This is a genomic window from Curtobacterium sp. ME26 (assembly GCF_903970945.1).
Lineage (GTDB): Bacteria > Actinomycetota > Actinomycetes > Actinomycetales > Microbacteriaceae > Curtobacterium > Curtobacterium citri.
In genome coordinates, this window is the sequence record NZ_CAJCKG010000004.1 from 103,740 (window position 1) to 119,862 (window position 16,123).

Annotated in this window: 17 protein-coding genes; 13 read left to right on the plus strand and 4 right to left on the minus strand. The window is 73.6% G+C overall.

Translation table 11 applies throughout. From position 1 onward, the window contains the following. Positions 1-18: 18 nt before the first annotated feature. The 7 genes from H7A69_RS02790 (at position 19) to H7A69_RS02820 (ending at position 6,555) form a co-directional block, all read left to right on the plus strand. A complete protein-coding gene (locus H7A69_RS02790) occupies positions 19-1,320 on the plus strand; it encodes a SufS family cysteine desulfurase (protein WP_182045653.1) in 1,302 nt (433 codons plus the stop codon). Next, positions 1,317-1,763, plus strand: a complete 447-nt coding sequence (sufU, locus tag H7A69_RS02795) for a Fe-S cluster assembly sulfur transfer protein SufU (protein WP_182045654.1) — start codon at positions 1,317-1,319, stop codon at positions 1,761-1,763. The genes H7A69_RS02790 and sufU overlap by 4 nt, the downstream gene beginning before the upstream one ends. A 96-nt stretch (positions 1,764-1,859) precedes the next feature. Beyond that, positions 1,860-2,327: a hypothetical protein gene (locus tag H7A69_RS02800; RefSeq protein ID WP_182045655.1), complete on the plus strand. Its 468-nt coding sequence runs from the start codon at positions 1,860-1,862 to the stop codon at positions 2,325-2,327. Between the two features lie 146 nt (positions 2,328-2,473). Further along, the gene (locus H7A69_RS02805; protein ID WP_411469344.1) at positions 2,474-3,877 is read left to right on the plus strand and encodes an LLM class flavin-dependent oxidoreductase; all 1,404 of its coding nucleotides are present in this window, start codon (positions 2,474-2,476) and stop codon (positions 3,875-3,877) included. Between the two features lie 35 nt (positions 3,878-3,912). Then, a complete protein-coding gene (locus H7A69_RS02810; protein ID WP_182045656.1) occupies positions 3,913-4,410 on the plus strand; it encodes a GNAT family N-acetyltransferase in 498 nt (165 codons plus the stop codon). A gap of 87 nt (positions 4,411-4,497) precedes the next feature. Then, positions 4,498-5,220, plus strand: coding sequence for a VIT1/CCC1 transporter family protein (locus tag H7A69_RS02815; RefSeq protein WP_069713386.1), 723 nt, complete (start codon positions 4,498-4,500; stop codon positions 5,218-5,220). A gap of 177 nt (positions 5,221-5,397) precedes the next feature. Then, positions 5,398-6,555, plus strand: coding sequence for an FAD-dependent monooxygenase (locus H7A69_RS02820; RefSeq protein ID WP_220456180.1), 1,158 nt, complete (start codon positions 5,398-5,400; stop codon positions 6,553-6,555). Between the two features lie 62 nt (positions 6,556-6,617). Here H7A69_RS02820 and H7A69_RS02825 read toward each other — a convergent pair whose 3' ends face one another. Then, positions 6,618-6,917, minus strand: a complete 300-nt coding sequence (locus tag H7A69_RS02825) for a hypothetical protein (RefSeq protein ID WP_182045658.1) — start codon at positions 6,915-6,917, stop codon at positions 6,618-6,620. Positions 6,918-7,029: 112 nt separating this feature from the next. Continuing rightward, the gene (locus H7A69_RS02830; RefSeq protein WP_069713383.1) at positions 7,030-7,584 is read right to left on the minus strand and encodes a VOC family protein; all 555 of its coding nucleotides are present in this window, start codon (positions 7,582-7,584) and stop codon (positions 7,030-7,032) included. 245 nt (positions 7,585-7,829) lie between these two features. Between H7A69_RS02830 and H7A69_RS02835 the strand changes: the two genes are divergently transcribed. From H7A69_RS02835 to H7A69_RS02860, 6 genes are all read left to right on the plus strand, one after another. Beyond that, positions 7,830-9,392 carry an NCS1 family nucleobase:cation symporter-1 gene (locus H7A69_RS02835; protein ID WP_182045659.1) on the plus strand — a complete coding sequence of 521 codons (1,563 nt, stop codon included), beginning with the start codon at positions 7,830-7,832 and terminating at the stop codon, positions 9,390-9,392. 145 nt (positions 9,393-9,537) lie between these two features. Then, positions 9,538-10,302 carry an aspartate/glutamate racemase family protein gene (locus H7A69_RS02840; RefSeq protein ID WP_182045660.1) on the plus strand — a complete coding sequence of 255 codons (765 nt, stop codon included), beginning with the start codon at positions 9,538-9,540 and terminating at the stop codon, positions 10,300-10,302. Next, positions 10,299-11,702, plus strand: coding sequence for an allantoinase AllB (gene allB, locus H7A69_RS02845; RefSeq protein ID WP_182045661.1), 1,404 nt, complete (start codon positions 10,299-10,301; stop codon positions 11,700-11,702). The genes H7A69_RS02840 and allB overlap by 4 nt, the downstream gene beginning before the upstream one ends. Beyond that, complete coding sequence (locus H7A69_RS02850; protein ID WP_259346047.1) at positions 11,699-12,940, plus strand: pyridoxal-phosphate-dependent aminotransferase family protein; 1,242 nt, start codon at positions 11,699-11,701, stop codon at positions 12,938-12,940. Before allB ends, H7A69_RS02850 begins: the two co-directional genes overlap by 4 nt. Beyond that, positions 12,937-14,235, plus strand: a complete 1,299-nt coding sequence (locus H7A69_RS02855; protein ID WP_259346048.1) for an allantoate amidohydrolase — start codon at positions 12,937-12,939, stop codon at positions 14,233-14,235. Before H7A69_RS02850 ends, H7A69_RS02855 begins: the two co-directional genes overlap by 4 nt. After that, on the plus strand, positions 14,232-15,062 hold the full coding sequence (locus tag H7A69_RS02860; RefSeq protein ID WP_069713379.1) for a MurR/RpiR family transcriptional regulator: 831 nt from the start codon (positions 14,232-14,234) through the stop codon (positions 15,060-15,062). Before H7A69_RS02855 ends, H7A69_RS02860 begins: the two co-directional genes overlap by 4 nt. Here the strand turns inward: H7A69_RS02860 and H7A69_RS02865 are convergent. Both H7A69_RS02865 and H7A69_RS02870 read right to left on the minus strand, forming a co-directional pair. After that, positions 15,029-15,523, minus strand: coding sequence for an SRPBCC family protein (locus tag H7A69_RS02865; RefSeq protein WP_182045662.1), 495 nt, complete (start codon positions 15,521-15,523; stop codon positions 15,029-15,031). The two genes, H7A69_RS02860 and H7A69_RS02865, sit on opposite strands and share 34 nt — an antisense overlap. Beyond that, on the minus strand, positions 15,520-16,095 hold the full coding sequence (locus tag H7A69_RS02870) for a GNAT family N-acetyltransferase (protein WP_182045663.1): 576 nt from the start codon (positions 16,093-16,095) through the stop codon (positions 15,520-15,522). The genes H7A69_RS02865 and H7A69_RS02870 overlap by 4 nt, the downstream gene beginning before the upstream one ends. Between the last annotated feature and the right edge of the window lie 28 nt (positions 16,096-16,123).

Sequence of the window (16,123 nt, forward strand, 5' to 3'; positions counted from 1 at the left end):
ACGGACCACGATTGTGGGGTGACCGTCCTCGCTCCGAACCAGCCGCTGACCCACGCCGAGGTCGCCGCGATCAAGCGGGACTTCCCGATCCTCCAGCAGGAGGTGAACGGGCGTCCGCTCGCCTACCTCGACTCCGGGGCGACGGCTGAGCGACCGCGGCAGGTGCTCGACGCCGAACGACGCTTCCTCGAGCAGGACAACGCAGCCGTGCACCGTGGCGCGCACACGCTCGCGGCGCTCAGCACCGACGCCTACGAGGACGCGCGTGCCACGGTCGCCGGCTTCGTCGGGGCGGCGTCGCCGTCGGAGGTCGTCTGGACGGCGAACGCCACCGACGCCCTCAACCTCGTGGCGTACGGCATCGCCAACGCCAGCCGGGGTCGCGGTGGAGCCGCCGCCGAGCGCTTCCGCATCGGCCCGGGCGACGAGGTCCTCGTCACCGAGGCCGAGCACCACGCGAACCTCGTCCCGTGGCAGGAGCTCGCGGCCCTGACCGGTGCGACGCTCCGCTGGGTGCCGGTCGCCGACGACGGCACGTGGACCGCCGAAGACGCCACCTCGCGCATCACCGACCGGACCCGGGCCGTCGCCTTCGCGCACGTGTCGAACGTCACCGGCATGATCGCGCCCGTGGCGGAGGTCGTCGCCGCCGCGCACGAGCACGGCGCCCTCGTCGTGCTCGACGCCTGCCAGTCGGCGCCCCACCGTCCGCTCGACGTGCAGCAGCTCGGCGTCGACTTCGCCGCGTTCTCCGGGCACAAGATGCTCGGGCCGAACGGCATCGGCGTGCTCTGGGGTCGGGGCGAGCTCCTCGACGCGCTGCCCCCGTTCCGCACGGGCGGGTCGATGATCACCACCGTGACGATGGAGTCGTCCGAGTTCATGCCCGCTCCCGAGCGCTTCGAGGCGGGCACGCAGCCCGTGTCCCAGGCCGTGGCGCTCGCCGAGGCCGTCCGGTACCTGCAGGCCATCGGCACGGACCGGGTCCGTGCCCACGAGGAGCAGCTCGCCCAGCGCATGCTCGAGGGCCTCGCCGCGGTGCCCGGCATCCGCGTCGTCGGTCCGCCCGCCGGGGTCCCGCGGTCCGGGCTCGTGGCGTTCGACGTCGACGGCGTGCACGCCCACGACGTCTCGCAGTACCTCGACGCGCAGGGCATCGCCGTGCGCTCCGGCCACCACTGCGCCCAACCGCTGCACCGTCGCCTCGGCCTCGTGGCGACCAGCCGCGCGAGCACGTACGTGTACACGACCGAGGAGGACGTCGACCGGTTCCTCGCGGCCGTCGCGGAGATCCGCGGCTACTTCGGAGCGGCCTCGTGAACGGGCTCGACTCGCTCTACCAGCAGGTCATCCTCGATCACGCGAAGGCCCGACACGGTGACACCGTGCTCGTCGACGCCGACGCGTCGCACTTCGAGCGGAACCCGACCTGCGGCGACGAGATCACCGTGAGCATCCGGCTCGAGCCGGGCACCGACCGCATCGCCGCAGTCGCGTGGCAGGGCGACGGCTGTTCGATCTCGATGGCGTCGGCATCGGTCCTCACCGACATGGCACCCGGGCGCACCGTCTCGGAACTGCTCGAACTGACCGAGGCGTTCCGGACGATGATGCGGTCGCGTGGCGCGGGGGAGCCCGACGAGGACACCCTCGAGGACCTCGTGGCGTTCCACGGCGTCTCGAAGTTCGTCATGCGGGTCAAGTGCGGCATGCTCGCCTGGGTCGCCGCCGAGGCCGCCGCCCGCGAGGCCACCGCCGCCTGACCCGGCGCCCCGACGTTCCGTCGTCTCGAGGTCACGGATCGGGCCCGGTCCCGGCCGCGCCCCCACCCGGGCGGCCCACCGTGCCAGACTCGCCGCGTGACGGGCACGGGGGACCAGGTCGCGGCGGACGCCGCGCGGGGCGACGCAGCGGGGCGCGCAGGAGCCGGACGCGGCGGCGGACGGCAACCCGGCCGGGACCACCGGCGCTCCGGCCGGACCGCCGTCGCGGCCGCGCTGCTGACGTGCGCCGTCCCGGTCGTCATGCTGCTGAACGTGGTGGGCACGTGGACCCTGTACGGCCCCGACGAGACCCCGGCGCACGTCCGGACCTACGAGCTGCTGCTGGTCGCCACGCCCGTCCTGGTCGTCGTCGCCGTCGTGTCAGCGGTGCGCAGCGGCGTCCGCTGGCCGGCGTTCGTCGCGCTCACGATGGTCCCGATCGTGCTCGTCGCCGCGTGGCTGCTCGCGGTGCCGCAGGGACGGTGGGCCGACATCCCGAGCCTCAGCAACGACACACCCGCCTGCTGGAGCGGCACCGACAGCTGCGCCGAGTCCGGCGGCTGATCCCGCCGCTCGCGTCAGACCGGACCGGGCGACGGGCGACCCCGCCGGACGTGCGTGGCGGGGCGGAGCCGGGGCGGGCCTCCCGGCCGTGTCACGGAGCGTCACGAGGCGTGACGGACGCGCCGGACGCACGTAGCGTCACCGCCGTGACGGACACGACGAACGAGCCCCGGCAGATCCGCTTCAACGCGTTCGACATGAACTGCGTCGCGCACCAGTCCTCCGGACTGTGGCGGCACCCCCGCGACCGCTCGCGGCACTACAACGACCTGTCGTACTGGACGGACCTGGCGCAGTTGCTCGAACGCGGGCACTTCGACGGCATCTTCATCGCCGACGTCCTCGGGACGTACGACGTGTACGGCGGCACGAACGAGGCTGCCCTGCGCACCGGGTCGCAGGTGCCGGTGAACGACCCGATCCTGCTCGTCTCGGCGATGGCCGCGGTGACCGAGCACCTCGGCTTCGGCATCACTGCGGGGACCGCGTACGAGCACCCGTACCCGTTCGCGCGGCGCATGTCGACGCTCGACCACCTGACGAAGGGCCGCATCGGCTGGAACGTGGTCACCGGGTACCTGCCGAGTGCCGCCCGGAACATGGGACACACCGACCAGCTGAGCCACGACGACCGCTACGACGTGGCCGACGAGTACCTCGAGGTGCTCTACAAGCTGTGGGAGGGGTCGTGGGAGGACGACGCCGTCGTCGAGGACCGCGAGACCGGTGTCTTCACCGACCCGGCGAAGGTCCACCCGATCGAGCACCACGGCACGCACTTCGACGTGCCCGGCATCCACCTGTCGGAGCCGTCCGTGCAGCGGAGCCCCGTCGTCTACCAGGCGGGCGCATCGCCCCGCGGGATCCGTTTCGCTGCGGAGAACGCCGAGGCCGTCTTCGTCGGTGCGCCGACGATCCCGCAGCTCGCGGCCACGGTGGGGAAGATCCGCGACGCCCTCGAGGCCGCCGGCCGCGACCGGTACGCGGCGAAGGTCTACACGCTGTTGACCGTCATCACCGACGAGACCGACGAGGCCGCGCAGGCGAAGTACCGCGACTACCTGTCGTACGCGTCGGCCGAGGGCGCGCTCGTGCTCAACTCGGGGTGGATGGGCGTCGACCTGTCGCAGTACGACCTCGACGAGCCGCTCGGGAACATCGAGTCGAACGCGATCCAGTCGACGGCCGCGAACCTGTCCGCGGCGACGGGGGAGGACGGGGCGAACTGGACGGTCCGGGACATCGCCGAGCACACCGCGATCGGTGGACTCGGGCCGGTGGCCGTCGGGTCGGGGGCGACCATCGCCCAGCGGCTGATCGACATCCAGGAGCAGACCGACGTCGACGGGTTCAACCTGGCGTACGCGGTCACCCCCGGCACGTGGGAGGACGTCATCGAGTTCGTCGTCCCCGAGCTCCGTGCCCGCGGGGCGTACCCGGAGGAGTACGTGGCGGGGTCCCTGCGCCAGAAGCTGTTCGGCCGCGGGGACCGGCTCCCCGAGGAGCACCGTGCGGCGCAGTACCGCTCGGGGGTCCGCGCGGCGGTCTGAGCGTCGACGGTCACGGTGCGACGTAGGGTGGTCCGGTGATCGGGACCACCTTCGTCGTGCGCACAGCGACCGGCGCGGACGCGGACGCGGCCTGCGTCGACCTGTGGGTCGCGGCCGTGGCCGACCGCGACGGTCTGCCCGCCTCGCCGGCGGTCCGCGAGCGCGCCCGGACGAAGTTCGCCGCCGACCGTGTCGCCCTCGTGGTGGCGGACGACCCCGCCGGAGCACCGGTCGGCTTCGCCCTGGTCACGGCCCCCGGCACCGGTGGCACCCCGAGCGACGCCGCGTACCTCAGCCTGCTCGCGGTCGCGCCGACCGCGCAGGGGCACGGGCTGGGCCGCCGGCTGCTCGCCGCAGCGGTGGCGGCCGCGGCCGAGGCCGGGCACGCGCAGTGCGAGCTGCACGCGCTCGACGACAACGCGCCGGCACTGGCGCTCTACGCCAGCGCCGGGTTCCGGCCCGTCGGTGACTCCTTCCCCCACGCCCTGAGCGGTCGGCCGACCCGGGTCTGGCGGACCGGCGCGGACCGGTGAGGTGAGGCTGTCCTCACCAGGAAACCCCAGGTCAGGCATGCCTCACCTTGCTGGCGCGCGGCGCACGAGCGTGGTTCGATTGCCCCCATGTCGACCGCATCGGACCTCTCGCTCCCCGTCTCGGAGCACGACGACGCCGCCAGCGCCGCGCGACTCAACTGGCTCCGCGCCGGACTGCTCGGCGCGAACGACGGCATCGTCTCCGTGGCGGCCGTGCTCGTCGGCGTCGCCGGCGCGGGAGCGGGCACGGGGCCGGTGGTGGCCGCGGGGACGGCGGCGCTCGTCGGCGGTGCGATCTCGATGGCGCTCGGCGAGTACATCTCGGTGAGCGGCGCGCGTGACGCCCAGCGCACCGGGCAGGCCGCGGAGCAGGCGAAGCTCGAGGCCGACGCCGAGGACGCCCCAGCGCTCGCCGCGCACTACCGGTCGCTCGGGGTCGAGGAGTCGGTGGCGGTGGCGGTCGCCCGGGAGCTCGCGCGACCGGAGGTCCGCCGCCGGCGGGCCGAGGCCGCCCTGCGGGACGCCGAGGACGAGGTCGTGAGCCCGTGGCGTGCCGCCTGGGTCTCCGCCGCGACGTTCACGGTCGGGGCCCTGCTGCCGTTCCTCGCGATGCTGTTCGCTCCGGAAGCCGCGCGGGTGCCGGTCACGGTGACGGCGTCGCTCGTCGCGCTCGCGCTCACCGGGACCACCGGTGCGGTGCTCGGCGGTGCCCGGCGGGGGCGTGCGGCGTTGCGGGTCGTGGTGGGCGGGGCGCTCGCGCTCGCGGCGACGTACGTGGCCGGGGCGCTGCTCGGGACGCACGCGCTGTGAGGGCTCGGGTGCGGTGGATCTCGGACGACGAGTCCTGACCGTGCTCCCGGAGGCGGCGCGGCGGAGCGCGCGGCTCCCTGTGGCGCCTGGCGCCGCGGACGCCACCGGTGTCAGTACCGCGTCAGCGGGGTGTGAGTGGTCGGGCGGATGGTGGTCCCACCGACACGAGGAGTCCCCATGACCCGCATCCTGATCTCCGGCGCCAGCATCGCCGGTCCCGCCCTCGCCTTCTGGCTGCACCGCTCCGGCCACGACGTGACCGTCGTCGAGAAGAACGACGGCATCCGACCCGGTGGACAGGCCGTCGACTTCAAGGGCGCGACCCACATGCAGGTCCTCCGGGAGATGGGGATCCTCGACGAGCTCCGTCAGTACGACATCCGCGACGAGGACGCCGCGATCGTCGACGAGCACGGTCGCACGATCGGGGTCGCGCCCGGTGGATTCGGCTCCGGCGAGCTCAACGTCCCCCGGGACACGATCGCGACCGTCCTGTACGAGCGGACGAAGGACGACGTCGACTACCGGTTCGGGGATCGCATCTCGCGCATGGTCGACGACGGCGAGGGCGTCACGGTGACGCTCCGGAGCGGATCGGTGGAGCGCTTCGACCTGGTCGTCGGTGCCGATGGCGTGCACTCCGGGGTGCGCCGTCTCGTCTGGGGCCCGGAGGAGCAGTTCGTCGAGCACCGCGGACACCACTACGTGCTGGCGGACCTGGACCTGGGCGACGACGACGTCGTGTACAGCCAGCCCGGGATGACGGTCATGCTCGGCGGGTCGAAGGCCCCCACGTTCATCGTCGTCGCCGCAGACCGATTCCCGGGAGCCCGTGACGACGTCGACGAGCAGAAGCGCCAGATCGCGGGCGCACTGCGGGAGGGGCGGTGGCGCATCCCGGAGATCGTCGACCGGTTCGCCGACGCGCGGTCGTTCTACACCGACTCCATCAGCCGGGTGACCGTGGGCCGCTGGAGCCGAGGGCGCGTGGTCCTGCTCGGCGACTCCGCGTGGGGGAACGCCCTGAGCGGGTACGGCACGGGCCTCGCCCTGGTCGCCGCGTACGTGTTGGCCGGCGAGCTGCGTCTGGCGGACGGAGACGTCGCGACGGCCCTGGCGGAGTACGAGGCCCGTTACCGGCCGTACACGGCCGCGTCCCACAAGGTGAACGCCGGCGCGCTCCTGGCACCGAGGACGATGCGGGGGATCCGTCTCCGGAACCTGTTCTTCCGCGCCGCGTCGATCGCGTCGCCCCTCATGCGGCTCCTCGACCTGCCGGCGAAGGGACTCGACCTCCGTCGCTACGAAGGCGCAGCATCGCCCGTTCGGCGGTGAGGCACCGCTCGTGTCGAGGGCTGCCCTGTGGTCCTCGCAGCCCGGGGACCGGCCGTGTCGTGTCAGGAACCCGGACGGAGCGCGCCCGCGACGAGGCGGAGGACGAGGGTGACCGCACCGACGACCGCGATCGCGCTGCCGACCACGACCAGGACCAGGACGCGCAGCAGTTCGTGCGCCGCCGACTCCTCCGCCTGCTGCATGACCATCGTCGTGCTGATCAGCACGATGCCGGCGACGACGAGCAGGACGGTGCCGATCCAGGTCGCCGCACGGAGCGCGAGCGGTGCTCGGACGTGGTCCGTCGGTGTGCTGGGTCGTGCCCGGGCACCCTCGGCTTCCCAGTCGGCAAGGTTCGTCATCGTGTTCCCTTCCGTCGGCACGAGCGTAGGGGATGAGCGCAACCCGGCATGCACGGTGACCGGCGAGGCGGACGCGAGCCGTGCCTCCCGGCCGGCCGGACCGGTCAGCCCGTCAGGCCGGGTCCAGCTGCCGGAGCCGGTCCACGTCCGGCCACGGCGCCCACTTCGCCCGGGGTGCGTGCAGCAGGTACGGCTGCGGTGTCGGGTAGGTGACGAGCTCGAGCGTCGACCCCCACGGCGTCCGGGTGTAGACGAAGCGGTTGCCCTCCCCGGCCTCCTCGCCCCGCAGGGGTCGAGGGTCGCTGTTGCGGACGGCGCCGGCGGCCTCGAGCCGCAGGAGGGCCTCGTCGAGGTCGTCCACGTACAGCGCGAGGTGCTGCCAGCCGAGGTCGGACGGGTGCGCAGCGGCGCGCTGGTCGGGGCCGCGGTACTCGAAGAGCTCGAGCCCCGGGCCTTCGGGCAGGGCGAGCATGCGGATGGCGCCCTGCGCCATCGTGTCCGGGATACCGAGGTAGCGGTGCGCCTCCGGTGTGTCGTTCGGCACGTCGGTGGTGCGGCGCACGTCGTAGAGCACGACGGCGTCGAAGGCGGCGGCGAAGAACGCCGTCGCCGCGTCGATGTCGGGCACGGTGACGCCGACGTGGTCGATCCTGATGCCCCTGGTCATGGATCGATGATCGTGCCGCCTGGTGCTCACGGGACGGCTCCTGTCGACCGGTGCGCCAATCCCTGCGGCATCCCGCACCGGACTGTGCGGCCGCTCAGGTGACGGCCCCGGCTCCTCGGAACGATCGTTCCGGGCCGGGGAGCGTGTCACACGACCGTTACACGAGGGAAACGGGCAGCGCGAAGAGCCTCCATAGCGTCGTCCACGAGCGGGGACCCCCGCCGCACACTCCCACGGAGGACGCCTTGGTCACAGAGATCGCGACACCCGTCGCCGCGCCCCACGCCCCCCGCACGACGTCGTCGGCCGCCGCCGGTGCCGGCGTCGTCAAGCCCGGGTACGACCCGTCGCTCACCAACGAGGACCTCGCCCCCCTGCGCGAACAGCGTTGGACGAGCTACAACATCTTCGCCTTCTGGATGTCCGACGTGCACTCGGTCGGCGGCTACGTCACCGCCGGGTCGCTCTTCGCGCTCGGGATCGCCAGCTGGCAGGTGCTCGTCGCCCTGGTCGTCGGCATCCTGGTCGTCCAGGTGTTCGCGAACCTCGTGGCGAAGCCGTCGCAGCGCACCGGTGTGCCGTACCCGGTCATCAACCGCGCGGTGTTCGGCGTCATCGGGGCGAACGTCCCCGCCGTCATCCGCGGGCTCATCGCGACGGCCTGGTACGGCGTGCAGACCTTCCTCGCCGCGCAGTCGCTGAACATCGTGTTCCTCAAGTTCCTGCCCGGCTCGGCCGCGCTGCTCGACCACGCGTTCCTCGGGCTGTCGGCGCTCGGCTGGATCTCGTACGGCATCCTCTGGGTCGCGCAGGCCGCGCTCTTCTCGATGGGCATGGAGGCGATCCGCCGCTTCATCGACTTCGCCGGCCCCGCCGTCTACGTCGTGATGATCGCGCTCGCGGTCTACCTGGTCGCCCGGGCCGGCATCGGCAACATCTCGCTCACGCTGCACACGGGGGCGCCGATGTCGTTCGGCGCCTCGATCCCGGTGATGCTCTCCGCCGTCGCGATCGTCGTCAGCTACTTCTCCGGGCCGATGCTCAACTTCGGCGACTTCTCGCGCTACGGCAGGTCGTTCGCCGCCGTCAAGCGCGGCAACCTCTGGGGCCTGCCGGTCAACTTCCTGTTCTTCTCGGTCCTCACGGTGCTCTGCGCCAGCGCCACCGTCCCGGTGTTCGGCAAGCTCATCACCGACCCGATCGAGACGGTCCAGGCGATCGACGCACCCTTCGCGATCCTGCTCGGCGGCCTGACGTTCGTCATCGCCACGGTCGGCATCAACATCGTCGCGAACTTCATCAGCCCCGCGTTCGACTTCTCGAACGTCGCCCCGCGGAAGATCAGCTGGCGCACGGGCGGCATGATCGCCGCGGTCGGCTCGGTGCTCCTGACGCCGTGGAACTGGTACGGCAACGACCAGGCGATCCTCTACACGCTCGGCATCCTCGGCGCGCTCATCGGTCCGCTGTTCGGCATCCTCATCGCCGGCTACTACCTCGTCGCGAAGCAGCGCGTCGCGGTCGACGACATGTACTCGAAGGAGCCCACCGCCCGGTACTGGTACCGCGCGGGGTGGAACCCGAACGCGTTGTGGACCCTGCTGGTCGCCGGGGCCGTGTCCGTCGCCAGCGCGGTCCTGCCGCCCGCGACCGGCGTCCTGCCGTGGCTGTCCAACTACAGCTGGTTCATCGGCTGCGGGCTCGGGCTCGTCGTGTTCTGGGCGCTCGAGCGCCGGTCGCCGCGGATGCCGGTCCTGGCGGCCGACGACCCGACGGTCGACGACGGCGCCGCTGTGGGGCGCGCCTAGCGCGGCCCGGCCCGTCCCGTCTCGGTTCGTTTCGGCTCGGCCCGTCTCGGCCCGTCCCGGCCGGGAGGCCCGTCCCGCCTCCGCCCCGCCCGTCACCACACAGCTCCACGCCCCGCTTCCCCTCGTCACCACCCGGAGGACCCGCTTGCGCATCCGCGTCGTCAACCCCAACACCACCGCCGCCATGACGGCCACGATCGGTCGCGCTGCGGCCGCCGTCGCCGGGCCCGGGACCGTGATCGAGGCGGTGACGCCCACCACCGGACCGGCCTCGATCGAGAGCCACTACGAGGAGGCGCTGGCGGTCCCCGGGCTCCTCGAGCAGGTGGCACTCGGGGAACGGGACGGCGTCGACGCGTTCGTCGTCGCGTGCTTCGGCGACCCGGGCCTCGACGCCGCCAGGGAGCTCGCCACGGGTCCCGTGATCGGCATCGCGGAGGCCGGCTTCCACGCCGCGGCCATGCTCGGTCGGCGGTTCGGGGTCGTCACCACCCTCGCCCGGACGACCGGCAGGGCGTGGGAGCTCGCCGAGCGCTACGGGTTCGCGCCGCTCGTCACCGAGGTCCGCGCGTGCGAGGTCCCGGTGCTGGCGCTCGACGACCCCGCCTCGGGCGCGCGGGCGCTCGTCGTCGAGGAGTGCCGCGCGGTGCTCGCCGGTGGTGCGGACGCGGTGGTGCTCGGGTGCGCCGGCATGGCGGACCTCTGCGCCGAGGTGTCCCGGGAGGTCGGTGCCCCGGTGGTCGACGGCGTGGCTGCGGCGACGGTGCTCGCCGAGTCGCTCGTCCGGCTCGGCCTCGCGACCGGCAAGCGCGGCGAGTACGCCCCGCCACCGCCGAAGGAGGTCACCGGGGTGCTGTCGGGCTTCACCATGGCCGCCCCGACCGCCGTGCTGAGCGGGGTGTCGGCATGAGCGGCGCCGAGGCCGACCTCGTCCTGCGCGCTCGACGGGCCTGGGTCGACGGCGCGTTCCGCCCGGCTGCGGTGGTGGTCCGGAACGGGCTCGTCGACGCGGTGCTGCCCTTCGGGGACGCCGTCGACGCCGCGGAGGACCGGACCGTGCCCGACGAGCACGTGCTGCTCCCGGGGCTCGTCGACACGCACGTCCACGTCAACGAGCCGGGCCGCACCGAGTGGGAGGGCTTCGCGTCCGCCACCCGCGCGGCGGCGCTCGGCGGGGTCACGACGATCGTCGACATGCCGCTCAACTCGATCCCGGCGACGACCGACGTCGACGCCCTGGCGGTCAAGCGGGCGAGCGCCGAGGGTCGCGTGGCGGTCGACGTGGGGTTCTGGGGCGGTGCGGTCCCCGCGAACGCGGGGACCCGCGGGCCGCTCCACGACGCCGGGGTGTTCGGGTTCAAGTGCTTCACCGCCCCGAGCGGCGTCGACGAGTTCCCGCACCTCGACCCGGAGCAGCTCCGTGCCGCGATCGCCGAGGTCGCGGAGCTCGACGCGCTCCTCATCGTGCACGCCGAGGACCCGGACCTGCTCGTCCCGCACGACGCGCTCGGCGGCCGGTACGCCGACTTCCTGGCGACCCGTCCCGGCAGCGCCGAGCGGTCCGCCATCGCGCGGGTCGTCGACGGTGCTCGCGAGACCGGTGCGCGCGTGCACGTGCTGCACCTCTCCGACGCCGCAGCCCTGCCACTGATCCGGGCGGCGAAGGCGGACGGCGTACGGATCACCGTCGAGACCTGCCCGCACTACCTCGCCTTCGAGGCCGGCACGATCCCGGACGGCGCCACCGAGTTCAAGTGCTGTCCGCCGATCCGCGACGACGCGAACCGGGACGCGCTCTGGGCCGGGCTCCTCGACGGCACGATCGACTGCGTCGTCTCGGACCACTCGCCGTCGACGGCGGACCTGAAGACCGACGACTGGGGGCTCGCCTGGGGTGGGATCGCCGGGCTGCAGGTCGGCTTCCGCGCGGTGTGGACCGAGGCCGTGCGGCGGGGGATCCCGCTCGAGACCGTGCTGCCGTGGTTCACGACCGGACCGGCGGCGCTCGTCGGGCTCACGGACCGCGGTCGCATCGCGCCGGGTGCCGTTGCCCACCTCGCGGTCCTCGACCCCGCGGCCGAGGACGTCGTCGAGGTCGCCGCCCTCGCGCACCGCAACCCGGTGTCCGCCTTCGCGGGCCTGCACACCCTCGGTCGGGTCGTGGAGACCTGGCTGCACGGGCGGCTCGTCGCGACGGCCGCCGAGGGGGTGACCGCGGTCGAGGGCGTCCTGCTCGTCCGGCCGCAGGACACGCAACACGTACGAAACGATCGTTCCGGTACCATCCTGAACGGAACGGAGGCACCATGACGCAACCAGTGAACCCGCCCGCCCGACTCCTCATGGGTCCGGGCCCGATCGACGCCGACCCCCGGGTGCTCCGGGCGCTCTCGACGCCGCTCGTCGGGCAGTACGACCCGTGGATGACCGCCACGATGACCGCGACGCAGGAGCTGTACCGCCAGGTCTTCGGCACCCGCAACGACGCCACGGTCCTGGTCGACGGGACCTCGCGCGCCGGCATCGAGGCGGCCCTGGTCTCCCTCCTGGCACCCGGGGACCGCGTGCTCGTGCCCGTGTTCGGGCGCTTCGGGCACCTGCTGGCCGAGATCGCCGGGCGCGCCGGCGCCGAGGTGCACACGATCGAGACCGAGTGGGGACAGGTCTTCCCGACGTCGGTGGTCGAGGACGCCGTGCGCCGCATCCGGCCGAAGGTCCTGGCGGTCGTGCAGGGCGACACCTCCACCACGATGAACCAGCCGCTCGACGAGCTCGGGGCGGTCTGCGACCGGTACGGGGCGCTGCTCTACACCGACGCCACCGCGAGCATCGGCGGCAACCCGCTCGAGGTGGACGCATGGGGGATCGACGTCGCGAGCGCCGGGCTGCAGAAGTGCCTCGGCGGTCCGTCCGGCAGCGCCCCGATCACCGTCTCGCCGCGTGCGGTCGCGGTGCTCGACGGCCGTCGGAGCATCGAGGCCGGCATCCGCGAGGCCGACGACGTCGCCTCCGACCACCCGATCCGGTCGAACTACCTCGACCTCGCGATGATCCTCGACTACTGGGGACCGCGGCGTCTGAACCACCACACCGAGGCCGCGTCGATGCTCTACGCCGCCAACGAGTGCGCACGCATCCTGCTCGAGGAGGGGCGTGAGGCCGTCATCGAGCGTCACGCGACGGCCGGTCGCGCGATGCTCGCGGGGGTGGAGGCCCTGGGGCTGCGGGTCTTCGGCGACGTCGGGCACAAGATGCACAACGTCGTCGCCGTGGAGATCCCGGACGACGTCGTCGGCGACCAGGTCCGCGGCGCGATGCTCGAGGACCACGGCATCGAGATCGGCACGTCGTTCGGCCCGCTGCACGGCCGCGTCTGGCGGATCGGCACGATGGGGTACAACGCGCGCAAGGACGCCGTCGTGACGACGCTCGCCGCGCTCGAGCACAGCCTCCGGCGTGCGGGGCACGCCGTCCCGCAGGGCGCAGGCGTCGACGCGGCGCTCGACGTGCACGCCGGAGCGTCCGTCCCGGTCGGAGCCCCCGCGTGAGCGCCGTGACCCCGACCCCCGTCCCGACCGCCAGCACGCGTGCCCTCGCCGACGCCGCGACGATCGTGCGGTGGTGCGACGCCCTCGCCGCGGTGTCCGAGGACGACGGCCGCACCACCCGCGTCTACCTGTCGCCGGAGCACGCCCGGGTGAACGCGATCGTCGCGGAGTGGATGCGCGACGCCGGACTCCGCACGTGGCAGGACGCGGCGGGCAACCTGCACGGGATCGTCGACGGCGCGACGCCGGACGCCCCCGTGCTGCTGCTCGGGTCGCACCTGGACACCGTCGTCAACGCCGGTCGTTACGACGGGGTCGTCGGGGTCCTGATGGCGATCCGCACCGCGGCCCGGCTCACCGCGGCCGGACCGCTGCCCGTTGCCCTGCAGGTCACCGCGTTCTCGGACGAGGAGGGCACCCGGTTCGGCAAGGCCCTGCTCGGGTCCTCCGCCGTCGCGGGGGTCTGGGACGAGGCGTGGTGGGATCTCGAGGACGGCGACGGGACCACCCTGCGGCAGGCCTTCACCGACTTCGGGCTCGATCCGGAGCGCGTCGGCGAGGCCGCACTGGCACCGGAGCGGCTCGTCGGGTACCTCGAGGCGCACATCGAGCAGGGTCCCCACCTGGAGCAGGCCGGTCAGGCCCTCGGCGTGGTGACCAGCATCGCGAGCGCCCGTCGCTTCACGGTCGAGGCCGTCGGTGAGGCCCGGCACGCCGGCGGCACCCCCTACGAGCGTCGGCACGACGCCCTGCTCGCCGCGGCCGAGGCGGCCCTCGCCGTCGAGCGCATCTGCCGGGCGGAGCAGCACGTCGGCACCGTCGGGACGATGTCCGTCGAACCCGGCGCCGTGAACGTCGTGCCGGGGCTCGCCCGCTTCAGCGTCGATCTGCGTGGCGAGTTCGACGAGGGCCGCGACCGGGTGTGGGACGCGATCACGACGGCGTTCGACGAGATCGCCACCCGACGCGGCGTGGCTGTGTCGCCGACCGAGGTGCACCGTGCGCCGGCGGTGTTCTGCGCACCCCGGCTGATGGACGCGATCCGCGCGGGCATCGCCTCGACGGGGGAGACCGCGCCCGCCGAGCTGTTCTCCCGCGCCGGGCACGACGCCATGTCGCTCGGCCTGGTGACCGACGTCGCCATGCTGTTCCTGCGCAACCCCGACGGCATCAGCCACCACCCGGACGAGTTCGTCTCCGAGGACGACGTCGCCCTCGGTCTCGACGCGCTCGCCGTGGCCGTCGAGCGGATCGCCGACGACGTCGTCGCGGACGGTCGGGAGGTCCCGGCGTGAGCGCCGTCCCCGACGTGCGCGCCCGCGTCGACGCCGTCTGGGACCGCCTGTCGCCCGCGGAGCGCCGGGTCGCCGCGATGGTCCGGCACGACCCCGAGCTGCTGCTCGTCGGCACGTCCGCCGAGCTCGCGGCCGAGTCCGGCACGTCGAAGGCGACGGTCTCGCGCCTGGTCCGCTCCCTCGGGTTCCAGGACGCCGCCGAGGTCCGGCAGGAGCTCATGTCCGCGCGGGGCAGCGGGTTGCCGTGGGCCGCGGAGGACGCCGCGCACGTCGACCAGCGGGCCGTCGAGGCGCGCAACCTCGACGCCGCGTTCGCCTCCCTCGCCCGGGCCGACCGCGTCCGGCTCGCCCGCCGGATCGTCCGTGCCCGCCGGGTGCTCGTGTTCGGGGAACGCGGCGCGCACCCCGTCGCCATGCAGCTCCGCTCCCAGCTCGCGCAGGTCCGTCCGGACGTCCGGATCGGTCCGGCACCCGGGCAGCGCCTGGGTGAGGAGGTCGCCGACCTCGACCGCCGCGACCTCGTCGTGCTCGTCACGGTCCGGCGGCACGCGGCCGGTGCCGAGCGGCTCGTGCGGCACTGCGTCGCGACCGGGGCGGACGTCGTCGTCCTCGGCGACCCGACCGCGGCGGTCATCGCCGCCCCCGCTGCGACCGCGGTGCTCTGCCCCGTCGACTCGCCGTCGGCGTTCGACTCCATGGCGGCGCTCTTCGCCGTCGTCGCCGCCATCGCGAACGACGTGTACGAGGCGTCCGGTCCCGCCGGTCGTGCCCGCGTCGACGCGGTCGCCGCGGCCTACGACTCGCTCGGAGAGCTCGCCGCGCGCTGACCGTCGTGCCCGCGCTCGAGCTCCGCGCGGAGCGTGGCGTTCCGCGCGGCGATGAGCCGCGGCATGTACCGCGCCAGCGCGAGCCGCTCGGCGAGCCACCCCAGCGGACCGAGCGGCGCGCGGAAGGTGACGTCGTCCACCATCCGCGTGCCGACGGCCGACGGCTCGAACCGGTGCTCGTGCCGGAAGCGGGCGAACGGACCACGCACCTGTTCGTCGACGAAGCGACCCGGCGCCTCCAGGGCGGTGATCCGGCTCGTCATCCGCCAGACGACCCCGAAGTGCCGTGCGCGCCACGTGACGCTCTCGCCGAGGCCGATGGTGCCGGACGTCGTGCCGGCCACGGCGCGTTCATCGGTACCCGCCATCGAGCGTTCGTGCGCGCCGACGTCGAGCGAGAGCGCGAAGACCCGCTCGGGCGATGCCGCGATCTCGGTGACCAGGCGGAAGACGACGGTCACGCCGTCGGCCAGACCTGCGGCCCGGACCGGTCGTCGTCCCGCAGCACCGCCGCGAGCAGTTGGTCGTGCCGGGCACCCCGGTGCAGCACCGCCGAGCGTGCGCGTCCCTCGTAGCGCAGGCCGACCCGCTGCGCGGTGGCGGCGGAGGCGGCGTTCGTCGCGATGGCCCGCCACTGCACCCGCTCGAGCGCGAGACCGGTCGGTGACGCCGCGAAGGCCCACCGCAGCACCCGCTCGACCGCCTCGGCGACGAACCTGTGCCCGCGTCCGTCGGGGTGGAGTGCGTAGCCGATCTCGGCCGCACCGTCCGCGATCCCGAACAACCCGACCGTGCCGAGCAGCCGCAGGTCGTCCGCGCGGCGGAGGCCGAACTCGGTGCGGGTGCCGTCCCGCCAGCCCGCGGCGACGACCTCCCGGATCCAGTGCCGGGCCTCGGCGTGGCCGTACGGCACCGGCACCGGGGTGAAGGCGACGACGTCCGGGTCGTTCGCGTACGCGACGACGTCGTCGGCGTCGGCGTCGACCGGGACGGACAGCACGAGCCGGTCGGTGCGGAGCGTCACGGGGTGCACAGCGCGAGCCTAGCGAGCGGGCGGCGGC

Excerpts from the sequence above, each read along its gene's own strand:
- H7A69_RS02825 (WP_182045658.1), bottom strand. The coding sequence starts at position 6,917 with ATGACGAACCTTGCCGACTGGGAAGCCGAGGGTGCCCGGGCACGACCC.
- H7A69_RS02815 (WP_069713386.1), top strand. The coding sequence starts at position 4,498 with ATGTCGACCGCATCGGACCTCTCGCTCCCCGTCTCGGAGCACGACGAC.
- H7A69_RS02830 (WP_069713383.1), bottom strand. The coding sequence starts at position 7,584 with ATGACCAGGGGCATCAGGATCGACCACGTCGGCGTCACCGTGCCCGAC.
- H7A69_RS02850 (WP_259346047.1), top strand. The coding sequence starts at position 11,699 with ATGACGCAACCAGTGAACCCGCCCGCCCGACTCCTCATGGGTCCGGGC.
- H7A69_RS02820 (WP_220456180.1), top strand. The coding sequence starts at position 5,398 with ATGACCCGCATCCTGATCTCCGGCGCCAGCATCGCCGGTCCCGCCCTC.
- allB (WP_182045661.1), top strand. The coding sequence starts at position 10,299 with ATGAGCGGCGCCGAGGCCGACCTCGTCCTGCGCGCTCGACGGGCCTGG.